The sequence below is a fragment of the Litorivivens lipolytica genome, assembly GCF_014191715.1.
In the GTDB taxonomy this organism is placed as follows: Bacteria; Pseudomonadota; Gammaproteobacteria; order Pseudomonadales; family Spongiibacteraceae; genus Litorivivens; species Litorivivens lipolytica.
Map to the genome: position 1 here is coordinate 681,538 of NZ_JACHWY010000003.1, position 15,450 is coordinate 696,987.

A 15,450-nucleotide genomic window follows, 5' to 3' on the forward strand; every position below is an offset into this window, starting at 1 on the left:
ACAAACCGTCGCTACTTTCACCGAAGATAGCGGCAAACCACTATCAAAAGTACGTCGCTGAAACTGCTATCATTATCTGCTCAATCGGAATTCATAAAAGAACATGGCATCCCAAGGCATCCTCTATACCATCTCCGCGCCCTCCGGCGCCGGCAAAACCAGTCTGGTTCACGCCCTGCTGGAGCGCACCGATAATATCTGTGTGTCGGTGTCGCACACCACCCGCAAACAGCGCCCCGGCGAGGTGGATGGTGTGGACTATCACTTTGTCAGCGTCGAAGAGTTTCAGTCGATGCTGGGGGAGGCGTCCTTTCTTGAGCACGCGCAGGTGTTCGACAATTACTACGGCACCTCCCAGGCTTGGGTAAACCAGCAGCTGGCGCAAGGCATTGACGTGATTCTGGAGATTGATTGGCAAGGCGCGGCGCAGGTGCGCCGGATTATGCCCGCGACGCGCTCCATTTTTATCCTGCCGCCCTCGAGCGAGACTCTGCAGCAGCGCCTGCGCGGTCGTGGTCAGGACGACGAAGACACGATTGCCCGCCGCATGCAGGCGGCGGTGGATGAGATGTCGCACTTTGCCGAGGCAGAATATCTGGTCATCAACGATGACTTTGAGGTGGCGCTGGCCGATCTGCAGGCGATTATCCGCAGCCAGCGCCTCAGCCTGCCCTCCCAGCAATTGAAATACCAGGCTTTGTTGGCCGATCTACTGTCGCGCTCTGATCAATTTTGATACACTCGCCCGCCCGCTGACACTTGCGCTCGGCGGGGGTCTTGGCTTTTACTAGAGTCTGGTAGAAGTGCAGGGCGCAACGCACTCTCAGAAAACCGTTTTTCAGGAATTTACGCATGGCCCGTATTACTGTTGAAGATTGCCTCGAGCACGTTGATAACCGCTTTGAACTGGTGATGATTGCCAGCAAGCGCGCCCGCGCAATCGCCACCGGCGGCAAAGACCCGCTGGTAAGTGAAGACGGCGACAAGCCCACCGTATTGGCGCTGCGTGAACTGGCCGAGCAGAAGATCACTAAAGAAGAGGTGATGGCGGCCGAGATCGAGCGTGAAGAGCCGGAGCTGGATCTCAGCGAAATGGACAGCCATCCTATCGGCTGAGTGGATTGTTGAGGGGAGGAATGCTTCAGTACTCTATATTCCATGCCCAAAACGGTCAGCCACCGGAACGATCCATTGGCGCGCTAGCCACTATTCTTGCGGATTACCTGTCGCCTGAGCAGGTGAACCTTGTTCAGCGCGCCTACTATTACGCCGAACAGGCCCACGAAGGGCAGCGCCGCCGCAGCGGCGAGCCCTACGTTACCCACCCCCTTGCTGTAGCCACCATTCTTGCCGAAATGCATATGGACCATCAGAGCCTGATGGCAGCCATGCTGCATGACGTGATTGAAGACACCGCGATCTCCAAGAAAACCCTCGGTAACCAGTTTGGCTCCACCGTGGCCGAATTGGTTGACGGCGTTTCCAAGCTGACCCGGATTGAGTTTCAGTCGCGGGCCGAGCAGCAGGCCGAGAACTTCCAGAAAATGGCGCTGGCCATGGCCAAGGATATCCGCGTGATCCTGGTCAAGCTGGCGGACCGCCTGCACAACATGCGTACCTTGGGTGTGCTGCAGCCGGAGAAACGCCGCCGCATCGCCCGCGAGACACTGGAAATCTACGCCCCCATCGCCCAGCGGCTGGGTATGCACAATATTCGCCTGGAATTTGAAGATCTCGGTTTCACCGCCATGCACCCGATGCGCGCTGAGCGGATCAAACGCGCGGTAAAACAGGTGCGGGGGGATCGCCGGGAGATCGTTGAGAATATTCGCGAAAGCATCGAAAACTATCTCGCCGAAGAGGGCATCAGCGCCCGTGTGATGGGGCGCGAGAAGCACCTCTACAGCATCTATCAGAAGATGCGCAGCAAGAAAAAATCCTTCAACGAGATCATGGATCTCTACGCCTTCCGCATCGTGGTGGACTCGGTGGACAACTGCTACCGGGTGCTCGGCTGCGTGCACAGCCTGTTCAAACCGGTGCCGGGGCAGTTCAAGGATTACATCGCCATTCCCAAGGCCAATGGTTATCAGTCCTTGCATACCGGCCTGTTCGGTCTGAACGGTGTACCCATCGAGGTACAGATTCGCACCGAAGAAATGGAAGAGATGGCCAACAACGGCATTGCCGCCCACTGGCTGTATAAAACCGACAGCGAGACTACGTCGGGCAGCAGTCACGCTCGAGCCCGGCAGTGGGTACAGGGCCTGTTGGAAATGCAGCAGCGCGCGGGGAACTCGCTGGAGTTTATCGAGAACGTCAAAATCGATCTCTTTCCCGACGAGATCTACGTGTTTACCCCCAAGGGTGAGATTCTGGAATTGCCCGCCGGCGCCACGGCGGTGGATTTCGCCTATTCGGTGCATTCGGACGTAGGCAACAGCTGTGTGGCCTGCCGTATTAACCGGCGTCTCGCCCCCTTGTCTGAAGTGCTGCAGAGCGGTCAGACCGTTGAGGTCATCACCGCGCAGGGCGCCCAGCCCAATCCGAACTGGCTCAACTTTGTGGTGACCGCCAAGGCGCGTTCTACCATTCGTCACTTTCTCAAGCACCAGCGCCGGGCCGAGGCCGTGGAGCTGGGGCAGCGCATGTTGGAAAAGGCGCTCGCCGGGCTTGGCAGCCATCTCAAGGATATTCCGGAAGCCCAGCGCGATGAGCTGGTGGAGCAGACGGACAGTGAGAAGTTTGAAAATATTCTTGAAGAGATAGGTCTTGGCAACCGGGTAGCCTATCTGACGGCCCGACAACTACTGAGTGGTGCTAAGGCGGCCGAGCCGGAGCAGGAAGCACCGCTGGTGCAGCACTCCATGGTAATCAACGGCACCGAAGGTTTTCTGGTCAACTTTGCCAAGTGCTGTTATCCGATTCCGGGCGACCCGATTATTGGCCTGCTCAGTTCAGAGAAGGGCGTGGTGGTGCACACGGATACCTGCCACAACAGTATTGAGCTGCGCAGCAAGCCCGAGAAGGTGGTGCCCCTGTCCTGGGCCGATGACACGGAAAATGACTTTACCGTTGAGATTAAAGTCGAGTTGAGCAAGCAGCGCGGCATTATTGCGGTACTGGCGACTCGGGTGAACGGCGCCGATGCCAGCATTGAGAAAATCAGTGTTGAGGACGACACCTCAAAGATTACGACCGTGCACTTGTTGATCGGGGTGAAATCGCGGGTTCATCTGGCCAATATCATGCGCCGGATCCGCCATATCCCGGCCACCCTGAGAGTGACCCGGGTGCGTCACTGATCAGCGGCTGGCAGTCAGCAGTCGGATGCGTTGGGTCAGCGCGCCTTCGGACGCACAGTCCTCGCTGACCAATTGGCCCTGCAATTCCAGCGTATTTTCCCCTTCCGCCAACGGCAGGCTCAAGGCCTCGCCAAAACTGTTGTCGACCGGATTGAACTGATCAGAAATATCCTCACCATTCAGCGCGACGCGGCAATCGCTGGATGCAGGGTGCCACTTTCAGGAGATTGCTTCGTGCCTCGCAATGACGAAGTTCGCACGCGCAATGACGAGTAAGGCAGATAGGTTTTTAGTTTTTAGACTGTCATTATTGTGAGGCGAGTGCGGAGAAGCCGCCTGCAAAGGTCAAGCCGAGCCAGCCGTCGCACTTTGCTATACCATGCGCGTTTTCAGTTTGCTGATTTATCGGAGTTTCCATGTCCAAGAAATCTATTGTTTCCACCGATCAGGCGCCACAAGTTATCGGCCCCTATTCTCAAGCCGTGAAATACGGTGATATCGTTTTTCTGTCCGGCCAAATCCCTCTCGACCCGAAAACCATGACTATGGTGGGCGAATCCGCCGCCGAACAGGCAGAGCAGGTTTTTAAAAATCTAAGTGCCGTGGCGGCTGAAGCCGGCGGCACCCTCGATAATGCCCTGAAGGTGAATATCTCCCTGACCGATCTGAATGATTTTGTGTCGGTGAATGAAGTGATGACGCGTTACTTTGCCGAGCCCTACCCCGCCCGTGCTTGTGTGCAGGTGGCGGCCTTGCCGAAGGGTGCGAAGGTGGAGATTGAGGTCATACTGGGGCTGTAACTTGTCGTCATCGCGTAGCCGTTTTTCGTCATTGCGCGTGCGAACTTCGTCATTGCGAGGCACGAAGCAATCTCCTGAAAGTGGCGCCCTGCATCCAGCGATTGCCGCGTCGATTTTGCGACTCGCAGTGACAGAAGCTCTTGGCATGCCCGGTGAAGCGCTTTGGGTGCGCAATGACGGGATGCGCCGCTGGAGTCGGCGGTTTGTGCATCCATGCCAGCCCGATCTGCATTCCGCTGCCTCGCCATGTTCTGGCGACTGACGTAAGCTCAATCATTTCTCACACTGGGGGAACTACCATGCTCAAGCTCTACGGTTTTGCTGTCAGCAATTACTTCAATATGGTCAAACACGCGCTGCTGGAAAAGGGCGTGGAATTTGAAGAGATCACCGTGTTCCCCGATCAGAGCGCCGAGTATCTCGCCAAGAGTCCCATGGGCAAGGTGCCTTGCATCGAAACCGAGCAGGGCTTTCTCTGCGAAACCACGGTTATTCTCGATTACCTTGAATCGACCTTCCCGCAAAAACCGCTGTTGCCTGAAGGCGCTTGGGAGCAGGCCAAGGTGCGCGAACTGGTGAAGGTTTCCGAGCTCTATATCGAACTCTCCGGTCGCCGTTTATTGCCGGCCCTATTGGCGGGAGCGCCAGTCAGTGAAGGCGTGCAGAAAGAGGTGCGCGAGGTGATGACCAAAGGCTTACGTGCCGTCGATACGCTGGCGAGCTACTCACCGTTTTTGTTGGGCGAGCAGCAGACTCTGGCCGACATTGTGCTGCGCTATTCGTTGGGTGTAGCCAAGCTTGGTGCGGGCTCCGTGCTGAAGTGGGATCTGTTTGAAGGCCATGCTGAGCTGAAAGCCTGGGATGAGCGCATGGCGCAAAACCCCATCTGCCAGCAGCTGGATGCAGCCATGCAGGCGCAGTTTGATGAATTCCTGAAGAAGGTCAACGCGAAGTAATCGGCGCGGTCAGACTCAAGACCACGGATTCGGTGCCCGGATTGCGTTCACCGAATCCACCGTTTGACAGGTGGTATAGCGCTACGCCAATCCGGTAGCGGTTGTCGAACTGGTAGGCCACTTCCAGCCCGCTTCGAAATTCCAGCTCCAGGCCCAGGTTCAATTCGTCTCGTTCTTCAAAATAACCGGCATCGAAGCTGCCGGTGAAGAGCCAGTGTCCGCTTACGAAAAAATCTCGGCGTACACCCAGAAAGACATAGCTAGCGTCATTTTCCGCACTAATCACCCCGGCTGCGGGGCGAAGCTGAAAACGGGTTAATGGCTTCCAGCGGTACTCCATACCATAGCGCAGGGTTTCACTGAAGCGATTGAAGATGCCGACAAAACCGGCGTTCACCGACAGGTAGGAATCATGGAGCAGGGGTTCGATGTCGGCTATCGACTTGGGTTCGCGGTGGTGCTGCTTGAGGTATTGCAGGCGCGTCGGTCGCTGGGCCACGACAAAAACCGACGCCCTGCAGGGCCTTGCCTGAGGGCTCGTGTCAGGATCGCAATTCGCCGATGAAAATGTCGGTGTGCAGACGGCGAGCGTCAGCAGCCAGTGGGCACACCGTGTCATCGCCGCGGTAGTTCGCTTGGCCATATGAACGGGTTTCCGAATTTTTCAGAATTGTTACGACTACGTTATAGCCAGCGCAAGTGGATGATCAGTGTGAATATTGCAGCAACTGGTAGCGGGTCTGGCCGGCAGTTTTGTCGCGATACACGCTCAGCTCCTGCGGCAGGGTGACAGAGCGCTTGCGATCGCTTTCCACATAGAGCCAGCCGGTATCCGCCAGCAGGCCGCGTTCGATAATGGTGTGCAGGGCGGGGGTATAGAAGTCGCTGGCAAAGGGCGGGTCGAGGAAAATGACGTCAAAGGTTTCATCACAGCGCGTCAGCCAGTCGAGAGCCGATGAGGGAACGACCGTGCCACCGACTGCTTTCAGCAGTTCGAGATTGCGCTGCAGGGCGGTGCTGACTTCCCGTTGCGGGTCGAGAAAATGGCAGTGCGCGGCGCCGCGCGACAGGGCCTCAAGGCCGAGCGCGCCGCTGCCGGCAAAGGCATCGAGGCAACGTGCACCTTCAATATGCGGTGCCAGCCAGTTAAAGAGGGTTTCGCGCACTCGATCACCGGTGGGACGCAGGCCGTCGCTTGCGGGAAAATGCAGTTTTCGGCCGCGCCATTCGCCGCCAATAATGCGAATCGTGCCTTCGATGGGTGCTTTGTTTCGGGATGGCTTGCGCATGAGCGCTGATTCCTCTGACCTGACTTGGTAAACTGCACGGCCTGTGGGGCCGGGCGAATGGTTCGGCCTGCGTATTGTGAAGGGTAATGTTTTTATGGGCCAGTTCTTCCTCGCCGCTGCGGCGGTCAGTGGGTTTCTCGCTGTCGCGCTGGGGGCTTTCGGCGCTCACGCGCTGAAATCAAAACTCAGCGCCGACATGCTGGCCGTGTACGAAACGGCTGTGCAGTATCATTTCTATCACACGCTTGCACTGCTGGCTGTGTCAGTGCTGATGGTAAACGGTGTGCAGGGGCTGAAACTCAGTGGCATTCTGTTTTTGGTGGGTACGGTGATTTTCAGCTGTGGTCTTTATGCGCTGGCGCTTAGCGGTATCAAGATTCTGGGGGCGATCACGCCCATTGGCGGCTTGTGCCTGTTGGCGGGCTGGGCGTGTCTGGCCTTTGCGGCGATCAAGGGGCTGTCGTGACTGACGATTTTACGAATGACAATGAACTGAGCCGCCCACTGCGCCGCATCCGCAGCTTTGTTTTGCGTACCGGCCGTATGACCAAAGGGCAGGAGTTGGCCTTTGAGCACTATTGGCCGCAGGCAGGCCTGCAACTGGCTGACGGAATGATTTCTCCTGAAACAGTATTCGGCCGCAGCGCGCCGCTGGTGTTTGAGATTGGCTTTGGTATGGGGCAGTCCCTGCTGGAGATGGCCGAGCGCGAATCCGATAAGGATTTTATCGGCGTCGAGGTGCACAAACCCGGCGTCGGCCGCCTGCTCATGGGGATGGGCGAAGCGGAACTGAGCAATGTGCGCGCCTACTGCGATGATGCGGTAGAGGTGCTGGAGCAATGCATTCCCGATGGCGCTCTGAGCCGGGTGCAAGTTTACTTTCCCGATCCCTGGCACAAGAAAAAGCATCACAAGCGCCGTTTGATTCAACCGGGTTTTGTAGCGCTTTTGCGCCGCAAGCTGAAGGCGGGTGGTGTGCTGCATCTGGCGACGGACTGGGAAAACTACGCCGAGCATATGCTGGAGGTGATGGAAGCCGCGCCAGGTTATCGCAATCAAGCAGGCCAAGGTCAGTTTTCGCCGCGCCCTGAGTGGCGTCCGCTAACCAAGTTTGAGCAACGTGGCCAGCGCCTCGGTCACGGTGTGTGGGATCTGCTTTACCAAACGGTATAAGCGGGTCACTGTGTAATGCAGCCATTCGATAATAACAGTAAGAGGAGCACCCTATGAAAGTCCTGAGAACGCCCGACGAATGTTTCGACAACCTGCCGGGCTACGACTTTGCGCCTAACTATCTCTCTGTTGATGACGGCGAGGGTGGCGAGTTGAGACTCCACTATCTGGATGAAGGCCCGAAGGGCGCAGACCCAGTGCTTCTGATGCACGGCGAGCCGAGCTGGTCTTATCTTTACCGGAAAATGATTCCGCCTCTGGTGCAGGCCGGTCACCGGGTGATCGCGCCGGATCTGATCGGATTCGGTCGCTCTGACAAGCCGGCCGAACGCAGCGACTACACCTATGCCCGCCATGTGACGTGGATTGAGTCGGCCTTTGATCAACTGAATCTGGAAAACGTCACGCTGGTTTGTCAGGACTGGGGCGGCCTGATTGGTCTGCGTTTGCTAGCCAGCCGGCCGGATCGTTTTGCCCGTGCGGTGGCGGCCAATACCATGCTGCCGACGGGCGATCAGGCCCCCGGTGAAGCCTTTATCGCCTGGCAGAAATTTTCCCAGGACGTGCCGGAATTTCCAGTGGGCAAGATCATTGCTGGTGCCGTGACCTGTGAGTTGCCGCCTGAGGTGGTTGCCGGCTACGACGCGCCTTTTCCCGATGAGAGTTACAAAGCCGGTGCCCGGCAGTTCCCTCTGTTGGTGCCCACCTCGCCGGATGATCCCGCCAGCGCCGACAACAAAGCTGCCTGGGAGGTGTTGAAGCGTTGGGATAAGCCGTTTCTCACGGCGTTCAGTGATTCAGATCCGATTACCGCCGGTGGCGACAAAGTTTTTCAGAAGCTGGTGCCGGGTACTCAGGGTCAAGCTCACACTACCATCAAGCAGGGCGGCCACTTTCTGCAGGAAGATCAGGGCGAGGCGCTGGCGGCGGTGGTGAACGACTTTATCGCCGCTAACGCGCGTGTCTAACGGACGGAAAAAGTACCGTTCACGGATTTTACTGCAAGGCTCAACGCCTAGTCGCGTATCGCCGCGGTTGTTCAATGCTCGCTGGAAACGAGGCGACATCGATCAGTGGCTGGCCTTTCGGCAGTAGTCGCCTGTTAAGGCTGAGCGAGTAATCCTCGAGCGCGGGTTCACCGGCGCCGTCGCGCAGCAGGCGGCCGGCGCTGGTTTCATCGACATAGAGCGGGATTTTGTCGAGGCCCAGCTGCAGCAGCCAGCGTGCCCGGTGCCGCCCATGACGAATGGAAATCGTGCCGTTGATGCACATATCCATGGTGCCAGCAATAAAAGCCCGCGGCTGGTGGTTGCGATCGAATTCAAACCAGTGACGCAAACTCTCGCCCCACCAGCGCTCGCAAAAATCCCGGTCGCAACGCCAGCGTCGCTCCAGAAAGTACGCATCGACTTGGAAAAGAAAGAGATCCCGCCGGCTGGAGGCGGGAGTGATGCCTAGTTCAGTGATAACCATAATTGCGCCCCCCTTGGCCGTTGCAAACTTGCATCGTGCAGGAATCACTGTCGCGCCGTGAGTGAGGAAAGGCGAGGAAATTGTGCGCAGTTTTGGGCTTGCTTTTGCTCTTGCCTTCGCGACTGACCTAGAGAGTTAGTGAAAAACCTTCGAATTCAGTCGTTTAGGAAAGCGTGTTAACCAAAAAGGTTTTTCAGGCTGGCCAGCGTTTCGTTGCCGCGTTTCTGATTGGCTTCGGGGGAAGCGTCACCCCGGCCTTCCCACTCCAGGTCTTCTTGCGGCAATTCGCTGAGAAAGCGGCTGGGGTCGCAAGTCTGCATTTCGCCAAAGGATTTTCGCTTGGCGCAGTAGGTCAGCGTCAGGGTGCGCTTGGCGCGAGTAATGCCCACGTAGCAGAGCCGTCTTTCTTCGTCGATGGTGTCGGCGTCGAGACTATTCTGGTGAGGCAGAATACCTTCTTCCATACCGATTACGTAAACGTGGGGATACTCGAGTCCCTTGGAGGCGTGCAGGGTCATCAGCTGCACCTGATCGGCACTTTCCTGTTCGTCCTCCTGACGTTCCAGCATATCGCGCAATACCAGTTTCGTTATGGCGCCTTCGATATCGGTATCGTCGTCTTTATCCAAACTCTTTTTGAGAGAGTCGACCAGCACAAACACATTGGCCATACGTTTTTCGGCTACGGCCGGCGACGAGCTGTTTTGCATCAGCCAATCCAGATAATCGATATCGCGCAACAATTGGCGGATGGCTTCGATCGGATCGTCTTCGTAGCAACGGCGCCGCAGCCTCTCCAGCCACTGGGTAAATTCGCGCAGGCGCTGCACGCCGGCGGCGGGCAAGTGCGATTCCAAACCGAGTTCTTCACAGGCGCTGTACATAGCTACGCCGCGCTTGGTGGCGTAACGGCCGAGTGCCTCCAAGGTGCTGGTGCCAATCTTGCGGCGGGGCACGTTCACAATGCGCAGAAAGGCATTGTCGTCGTCCGGGTTGATGAGCAGGCGTAGGTAGGCCATCACATCCTTGATTTCGTTGCGCGCGAAAAAGGAAGTGCCGCCGCTGAGTTTATACGGCACCTGGTGGGCCTGCAATTTCAGTTCTAGCAGTCTCGCTTGGTGGTTGCCGCGATACAGCACTGCATAGTCACCGAAGCGGGTGGCGCTGCGCAGTTTGTGATCGAGTATCTCTGTGACCACGCGTTCGCATTCGGCGTCTTCATTCGGGCATTTGATCACCCGAATGGGATCGCCGTAGCCCAGCTCACTCCACAGGGCCTTGTCGAAGAGGTGAGGATTATTGGCGATGACCGTGTTGGCTGCCTTCAGAATGCGGGCGGTGGAGCGGTAGTTCTGTTCCAGTTTGACGATTTTGAGATGGGGGTAGTCCTGTTGCAGCTGGCCAAGGTTTTCCGGCCGGGCACCGCGCCAGGCGTAAATGGATTGGTCATCGTCGCCCACAACGGTCAGCGCAGCGCGCACGCCGACGAGTTTCTTCACCAATTCATACTGGGCGCCGTTGGTATCCTGATACTCGTCCACCAGCATGTAGCGCACTTTCTGCTGCCATTTTTCCAGCACCTCCGGGTAGTCCCGGAGCAGTTTTACCGGCAGCAAAATGAGGTCGTCGAAATCCAGCGCGTTATAGGCTTTCAGCGCCTGCTGGTAGCGCAGGTAGGCTTGTGAGCAGAGAATATCTGCCGGGCCCTCGGCATTGGCGATGGCCTGTTCCGGTTCGATCAGATCGTTTTTCCAATCGGAAATGGTGCGCTGAATATGATCGACCTGATCTCCGTCGCTGCCGTGCTGCTGAATTAAGAGATCCTTCAACAAGGCCTGGCAGTCCTGCTGATCAAAAATTGAAAAACCGGATTTGTAACCCAGGGTTTTGTATTCGCTGCGCAGAATATTCAAGCCGAGAGTGTGAAAGGTCGAGATATTCAGCCCCTTGCCGGAACCGCCGGGCAGCAGGCTGGTGATTCGTTCGCGCATCTCCCGCGCCGCCTTGTTGGTAAAGGTCACGGCGGTGATGTACTTGGCGTCGATACCACACTTGTCCACCAGGTAGGCGATCTTGCGCGTAATCACGCTGGTCTTGCCGCTGCCGGCACCGGCGAGTACCAGCAGGGGGCCGTCGATGTAGTGAACGGCTTCGCGTTGGCGGGGGTTAAGTTGGCTCACGTCAGTTTGCGGGTCCGGTGTTTCTGTTCGCGAGCCGGGCTCGCGAAGCGGTGTTCTGAAAACGGGCATTCTAGCAGCAGCCCTTCCGGGCTGTCGCCGCTTGAATTTTGTCTGCTGTTCAGGCTGGCATCTGGCGGTAGGTGAGGGCTTCGCTCAGATGTTTGAGGCTGATGGATGCGGCACCTTCCAGATCGGCCAGTGTGCGCGCCACCTTGATGATGCGATGTTGAGCGCGGGGAGATAGCCCGAGTCGGGCTTCGGCCTTGCCCAGCAAATCACGACTGTTCGAATCGAGTGGGCAAAATTCTCGCAGACCGCTGGCGTCGAGCTGGGCATTGCAGCAGCCTGCGCGCTGAAACTGCCGCTCTCTGGCTGCGCTCACCCGCGAGGCGATGAGCTCGGAGGATTCTTCTTGAGTAGTATTCTGCAGGCTGCCGGGCGGCAAGCGCGGTACGTGGACAAATAAATCAATGCGATCCAGCAGCGGCCCGGAAATGCGATTGCGATAACGCCGCACCTGATCAGGTGTGCAGCGGCATTCGTGGAGCGGATCGTTGTGATAGCCGCAGGGGCAGGGGTTCATTGCAGCCAGCAACTGGAATCGAGCAGGGTATCGGATTTTGCGATTGGCGCGGGCGATGGTGATTTCACCGGCTTCCAATGGTTCACGCAGCACGTCCAGGACTTTGCGCGGATACTCCGGCAATTCATCGAGAAACAGCACGCCGCCGTGGGCAAGCGAGACTTCGCCGGGACAGGCGTGACTGCCACCGCCGACCAGCGACACCGCCGAGGCGGTGTGATGAGGTGAGCGGAAGGGGCGGTTCGCGCGGTAATTGACGGGGTTTCCCGCGACCGAATGAATGGCGCTGGATTCCAGCAGTTCCTGCCGCGTTAGCGGTGGCAGGATGGACGGCAGGCGCGAGGCAATCAGAGTTTTGCCAGTGCCGGGCGGTCCGCTGAACAAGAGATTGTGAGCACCAGCGGCGGCGATTTCCAGAGCCCGCTTGGCGCCGTGCTGACCGATGATGTCCGCAAAATCTCCTGTGCTACCGTTTTCCGTTTCGGTGCGCTCGGGAATGGTGCTCGGGTCGGCTTCCCCCTGCAGCAGGGCCACGGTTTGGCCGAGGTTGTCGACGGCGCGCAGGGTTGCGCTGACAAAGTGCTGGATTTCAGCCGCGTTGGCCGTGGGCAGAATCAGTTTGCGACCGGCGCTTTCACATTGCATGGCGGCGGGCAGGCTGGCGTCGATGCGCCTCAGTTCACTGGTCAGACCCAACTCGCCGATAAACTCAAAGTGATCCAGTGCCTCGCATTTGAGCTGATCGCTGGCGGCGAGAATGCCGATGGCAATGGGCAAGTCAAAGCGGCTGCCCTCTTTCGGGATATCGGCGGGGGCGAGATTAACGGTCATGCGCCGGGCGGGAAATTCAAAGCCTGCGTTAAGCAGGGCTGAGCGCACGCGCTCGCGGCTTTCGCGAACGGAGGCTTCCGGCAAGCCGACAATATTGAAGGCGGGTAAACCGTTGGAGAGATGAACTTCGATGGTAATCAGGGGGGCATCGATACCAATGCGGGCACGACTGTAAACCAGAGCAAAGTGCATGGGGCCATCCTTGGTGTATGACCTTTCCTATCCTGCGGAAAGGCCGTGTTCTTTATTGTTTGTTGTCAGCGTCGACCAGTGCCTGTAACTCTGACAGTTGTTGTTCCAGTGATTGCAGTTTTTCCCGTGTACGCAGCAGCACCGCGGCCTGAGCGTCAAATTCATCGCGGGTAACCAGATCCATACGCGACAGGGCGCCCTGAACCAATACGCGCAGTTTCGCTTCAATATCCTGCGGCGCTTCACCGGCGAGACGGCTGGCCTGTTGTACCAGTTGTTCAATCATTTCCAATCGGGACATGAGCTTCCTGTGGCGTGTTGTCTGCGTGAGTGGTCTGCCTGTTTTCGATGCGCAGTTTAGCGTACATTGAGCGCCAATGTAGAGCGATGGGGTAAACAGGTGATCAAGACAGTTGTGACAGAACTGCGCGGCGCGCTCCGGGTATCGGCGGCGGTAGCCTCCTTGCTGGCAGCGCCTTTGATAGCGGCGCCGGCCATAGCGCAACAGAAAACGGTAGCGGCGGGCGAAACTTGGCTGATCACGTCCGAGCAGAAAGTTACGCTGGATCAGCTGACGATCGGTGACGGTGCCCGGATTGAATTTGCCGACAACGTAGAGAACTGGGCGCTGTCAGTAAAGCGTGCCCGTATTGGCCGCGATGTGGTGATTGATGGCCGCGGTGCGAGCGGCGAGCCGGGAGCGCCGGGCGAGGGTTTCACCGAGCCGGCCAGGGTTTGTGACGATGGTAAAAATGGTCTCGCGGGTGGCCAGGGCGGAATGGGCGGTTCAGGGGTGAACCTGTCCCTCAGCCTGGGTATCGCGGAGATCGGGTCGCTTACTGTGGCAACTGACGGTGGTGCCGGTGGTGCCGGCGGTGTCGGCGGTGCCGGTCAGCATGGTGGGGATATCAATAAGTGTCGCGGTGGCGCGGGCGGTGATGGCGGCGCCGGTGGTACCGGCGGGCCGGGCGGTGCCGCGGGTGACCTCACCTTGGTGTATCGCCCGCTCGGGTCCCTTGATACCACCGATATCCTGCGTGCCATGAAACTGTCCTCTGCCGGTGGTGAAGGGGGCAAAGGAGGCAGCGGCGGTGTCGGTGGTGGTGGCGTTGAAGGCCGTTATATGAAGGGCAGCTTTGGCGGCAATAAAAAATGGCTGGCGGGCGGTGAAGCCGGTGCAGTGGGTGATAAAGGGGCCAGTGGTGAAAGTGGTCCGTCCCGCAACCCTATCGTGCAGCTGGATGGCGCTGCTCAAAGTTTGCGCGCACCAGCGGTTGGCGCTAGAGTAGAACCCACATCGCGCCTTAAGCAGCTGGAACAGCGTATCGAGGCTCTCGAGAAGAGGCTTCGGGCACTGGAGCAGAAGGCGCAGCCCTAACAGCAATCGTCCTGGCAGTTTCTAAAAGAACAGGCGCTCATAACAATAAACAGAGCAAGAACAGGAGCCGCAATTCAGGGACTGAGCGTTACAGCTAACTGACTGAATCTTCAAAGCGCACCGATGTGGTGCGCACATCTGGCCCGGTGCTACATTTGCGGCCAGCCTCTTAGGTGGTCCTCGGGCTGCCGTAGGTTTCTCTCCTCTGAAATTAGCCATAAAATCTATATATTTCATTATCTTAATAAAACTTTCTCAGGTTTTGTCTAGATTTCACTTGCCTTTTGTTCTAACTTGGTGCGTCAGGGGAGAAATGCACCTAAATTGGCCATGCTGTTCGAGGGCAGATTTCCCCTGTTTCGGCGGGATTCTCAATAACGCATTGAAAATATTGAGAAAACTTTAAGTTGGCACGAGCTATGCTATATCGGGTCACAACAAAGGCTCGCCGTAAGTGCTAGCACATTAAAAAACCAAACGTGGAGAAACACACATGAAGAAAGTCAAAACTGTACTGGCTACAAGCGCTGCTGCAGCAGCGATTGCTCTGGGGTCCACTCCTGCTATGGCAGAACTGGAAGCCAGCGTTGCCGTTTCCAACATCTATGTATTCCGTGGCGTGGATCAGAACGCTGGTGACGGCGCCGTATCTGGCGATCTGGTCTACAGCCACAGCTCTGGTTTGTACGCGGGTGTCTGGGCTTCGAGCGCAGCAGGCAACGGTGGTGAAATCGACACCTTTGCTGGCTGGAGCGGAAGCTTCGGTGATCTGGGTGTAGACGTTGGTCTGCTGAACTACTACTACCCTGGCGCGAACCAGTTTGATAGCTGGTTGAGCGATCTGACTGAAGCCTACCTCGGCCTGAGCTTTGCGGGTGCCGAGCTGTACTACTACGACAACGTAACCGGCAACAACGGCTTCAATGCACTGTCGGATGACGGCTTCACCTACACCACTCTGTCTTACAGCATGGGACAATTTTCTGCCCTGCTGGGTATGGCTGACGGTGAAGAAGAGCAAGGTGCGGAGCACGACAACGACTACATGCACCTGGATCTGACTTACGCTTTCAATGACAACCTGAGCTTCACTGTGAGCAAGATCGTAGATGCTGACGACGAACTCTTGGGCAAGAAAGCCACTGTAGGCAGCACTGCCAAAGGTCTGAACTACACCCTTGATGACGACGCGCTGTTTGTTGTAACCCTCAGCCTGCCTATCAAGTAAGTACCATCCCGGCCGGCACTTCGCCGGCCGGATTTAACCTAACCAGTTTCGAACCGGGTGTG

At 57.4% G+C, this 15,450-nt stretch carries 17 protein-coding genes; 10 read left to right on the forward strand and 7 right to left on the reverse strand.

Annotated elements, in window-relative coordinates; all coding sequences use genetic code 11:
- The first annotated feature begins 103 nt into the window (after positions 1-103).
- The 3 genes from gmk to spoT all read left to right on the forward strand — a co-directional run bounded on the left by gmk (position 104) and on the right by spoT (position 3,305).
- Positions 104-736: a guanylate kinase gene (gmk, locus tag FHR99_RS15340; protein WP_183411582.1), complete on the forward strand. Its 633-nt coding sequence runs from the start codon at positions 104-106 to the stop codon at positions 734-736.
- Between the two features lie 116 nt (positions 737-852).
- Positions 853-1,116, forward strand: a complete 264-nt coding sequence (rpoZ, locus tag FHR99_RS15345) for a DNA-directed RNA polymerase subunit omega (protein WP_183411583.1) — start codon at positions 853-855, stop codon at positions 1,114-1,116.
- A gap of 20 nt (positions 1,117-1,136) precedes the next feature.
- Complete coding sequence (spoT, locus tag FHR99_RS15350; RefSeq protein WP_183411584.1) at positions 1,137-3,305, forward strand: bifunctional GTP diphosphokinase/guanosine-3',5'-bis pyrophosphate 3'-pyrophosphohydrolase; 2,169 nt, start codon at positions 1,137-1,139, stop codon at positions 3,303-3,305.
- On the opposite strand, the gene FHR99_RS16515 is transcribed toward spoT, so the two are convergent.
- Complete coding sequence (locus tag FHR99_RS16515; RefSeq protein WP_281388667.1) at positions 3,306-3,428, reverse strand: hypothetical protein; 123 nt, start codon at positions 3,426-3,428, stop codon at positions 3,306-3,308.
- Between the two features lie 293 nt (positions 3,429-3,721).
- On the opposite strand from FHR99_RS16515, the gene FHR99_RS15355 reads away from it, so the two are divergent.
- Positions 3,722-4,105: a RidA family protein gene (locus FHR99_RS15355; RefSeq protein WP_183411585.1), complete on the forward strand. Its 384-nt coding sequence runs from the start codon at positions 3,722-3,724 to the stop codon at positions 4,103-4,105.
- Between the two features lie 173 nt (positions 4,106-4,278).
- Positions 4,279-5,061 (forward strand): glutathione S-transferase family protein, encoded by a 783-nt coding sequence (locus tag FHR99_RS15360; protein ID WP_246386974.1) that lies wholly within the window; start codon positions 4,279-4,281, stop codon positions 5,059-5,061.
- On the opposite strand, the gene FHR99_RS15365 is transcribed toward FHR99_RS15360, so the two are convergent.
- Positions 5,048-5,560, reverse strand: a complete 513-nt coding sequence (locus FHR99_RS15365) for an acyloxyacyl hydrolase (RefSeq protein ID WP_343067632.1) — start codon at positions 5,558-5,560, stop codon at positions 5,048-5,050. The two genes, FHR99_RS15360 and FHR99_RS15365, sit on opposite strands and share 14 nt — an antisense overlap.
- Before the next feature lie 208 nt (positions 5,561-5,768).
- Positions 5,769-6,350 (reverse strand): 16S rRNA (guanine(966)-N(2))-methyltransferase RsmD, encoded by a 582-nt coding sequence (rsmD, locus tag FHR99_RS15370; protein WP_183411586.1) that lies wholly within the window; start codon positions 6,348-6,350, stop codon positions 5,769-5,771.
- Positions 6,351-6,444: 94 nt separating this feature from the next.
- Here rsmD and FHR99_RS15375 point away from each other — a divergent pair, with 94 nt between their 5' ends.
- The 3 genes from FHR99_RS15375 (at position 6,445) to FHR99_RS15385 (ending at position 8,491) form a co-directional block, all read left to right on the forward strand.
- Positions 6,445-6,816 (forward strand): DUF423 domain-containing protein, encoded by a 372-nt coding sequence (locus tag FHR99_RS15375; protein ID WP_183411587.1) that lies wholly within the window; start codon positions 6,445-6,447, stop codon positions 6,814-6,816.
- A gap of 77 nt (positions 6,817-6,893) precedes the next feature.
- The gene (trmB, locus tag FHR99_RS15380) at positions 6,894-7,523 is read left to right on the forward strand and encodes a tRNA (guanosine(46)-N7)-methyltransferase TrmB (protein ID WP_221200542.1); all 630 of its coding nucleotides are present in this window, start codon (positions 6,894-6,896) and stop codon (positions 7,521-7,523) included.
- A 53-nt stretch (positions 7,524-7,576) separates the two neighbouring features.
- A complete protein-coding gene (locus tag FHR99_RS15385; RefSeq protein ID WP_183411589.1) occupies positions 7,577-8,491 on the forward strand; it encodes a haloalkane dehalogenase in 915 nt (304 codons plus the stop codon).
- A 40-nt stretch (positions 8,492-8,531) separates the two neighbouring features.
- On the opposite strand, the gene FHR99_RS15390 is transcribed toward FHR99_RS15385, so the two are convergent.
- From FHR99_RS15390 to FHR99_RS15405, 4 genes are all read right to left on the reverse strand, one after another.
- Positions 8,532-8,996 (reverse strand): hypothetical protein, encoded by a 465-nt coding sequence (locus FHR99_RS15390; protein WP_183411590.1) that lies wholly within the window; start codon positions 8,994-8,996, stop codon positions 8,532-8,534.
- Between the two features lie 176 nt (positions 8,997-9,172).
- Positions 9,173-11,176 (reverse strand): DNA helicase Rep, encoded by a 2,004-nt coding sequence (rep, locus tag FHR99_RS15395; protein WP_183411591.1) that lies wholly within the window; start codon positions 11,174-11,176, stop codon positions 9,173-9,175.
- 118 nt (positions 11,177-11,294) lie between these two features.
- On the reverse strand, positions 11,295-12,782 hold the full coding sequence (locus FHR99_RS15400) for a YifB family Mg chelatase-like AAA ATPase (protein ID WP_183411592.1): 1,488 nt from the start codon (positions 12,780-12,782) through the stop codon (positions 11,295-11,297).
- A 52-nt stretch (positions 12,783-12,834) separates the two neighbouring features.
- Complete coding sequence (locus FHR99_RS15405) at positions 12,835-13,083, reverse strand: accessory factor UbiK family protein (protein WP_183411593.1); 249 nt, start codon at positions 13,081-13,083, stop codon at positions 12,835-12,837.
- Between the two features lie 99 nt (positions 13,084-13,182).
- On the opposite strand from FHR99_RS15405, the gene FHR99_RS15410 reads away from it, so the two are divergent.
- Both FHR99_RS15410 and FHR99_RS15415 read left to right on the forward strand, forming a co-directional pair.
- Positions 13,183-14,160, forward strand: coding sequence for a hypothetical protein (locus tag FHR99_RS15410; protein WP_183411594.1), 978 nt, complete (start codon positions 13,183-13,185; stop codon positions 14,158-14,160).
- Between the two features lie 493 nt (positions 14,161-14,653).
- A complete protein-coding gene (locus tag FHR99_RS15415; protein WP_183411595.1) occupies positions 14,654-15,388 on the forward strand; it encodes a TorF family putative porin in 735 nt (244 codons plus the stop codon).
- Positions 15,389-15,450 lie beyond the last annotated feature (62 nt).

Bases quoted from the DNA above. Each gene is read 5' to 3' on its own strand.
- gmk (WP_183411582.1), top strand. From the start codon at position 104: ATGGCATCCCAAGGCATCCTCTATACCATCTCCGCGCCCTCCGGCGCC.
- rpoZ (WP_183411583.1), top strand. From the start codon at position 853: ATGGCCCGTATTACTGTTGAAGATTGCCTCGAGCACGTTGATAACCGC.
- spoT (WP_183411584.1), top strand. From the start codon at position 1,137: ATGCTTCAGTACTCTATATTCCATGCCCAAAACGGTCAGCCACCGGAA.
- FHR99_RS15355 (WP_183411585.1), top strand. From the start codon at position 3,722: ATGTCCAAGAAATCTATTGTTTCCACCGATCAGGCGCCACAAGTTATC.
- FHR99_RS15360 (WP_246386974.1), top strand. From the start codon at position 4,279: ATGACGGGATGCGCCGCTGGAGTCGGCGGTTTGTGCATCCATGCCAGC.
- rsmD (WP_183411586.1), bottom strand. From the start codon at position 6,350: ATGCGCAAGCCATCCCGAAACAAAGCACCCATCGAAGGCACGATTCGC.
- FHR99_RS15375 (WP_183411587.1), top strand. From the start codon at position 6,445: ATGGGCCAGTTCTTCCTCGCCGCTGCGGCGGTCAGTGGGTTTCTCGCT.
- trmB (WP_221200542.1), top strand. From the start codon at position 6,894: ATGACCAAAGGGCAGGAGTTGGCCTTTGAGCACTATTGGCCGCAGGCA.
- FHR99_RS15385 (WP_183411589.1), top strand. From the start codon at position 7,577: ATGAAAGTCCTGAGAACGCCCGACGAATGTTTCGACAACCTGCCGGGC.
- FHR99_RS15390 (WP_183411590.1), bottom strand. From the start codon at position 8,996: ATGGTTATCACTGAACTAGGCATCACTCCCGCCTCCAGCCGGCGGGAT.
- FHR99_RS15400 (WP_183411592.1), bottom strand. From the start codon at position 12,782: ATGCACTTTGCTCTGGTTTACAGTCGTGCCCGCATTGGTATCGATGCC.
- FHR99_RS15405 (WP_183411593.1), bottom strand. From the start codon at position 13,083: ATGTCCCGATTGGAAATGATTGAACAACTGGTACAACAGGCCAGCCGT.
- FHR99_RS15415 (WP_183411595.1), top strand. From the start codon at position 14,654: ATGAAGAAAGTCAAAACTGTACTGGCTACAAGCGCTGCTGCAGCAGCG.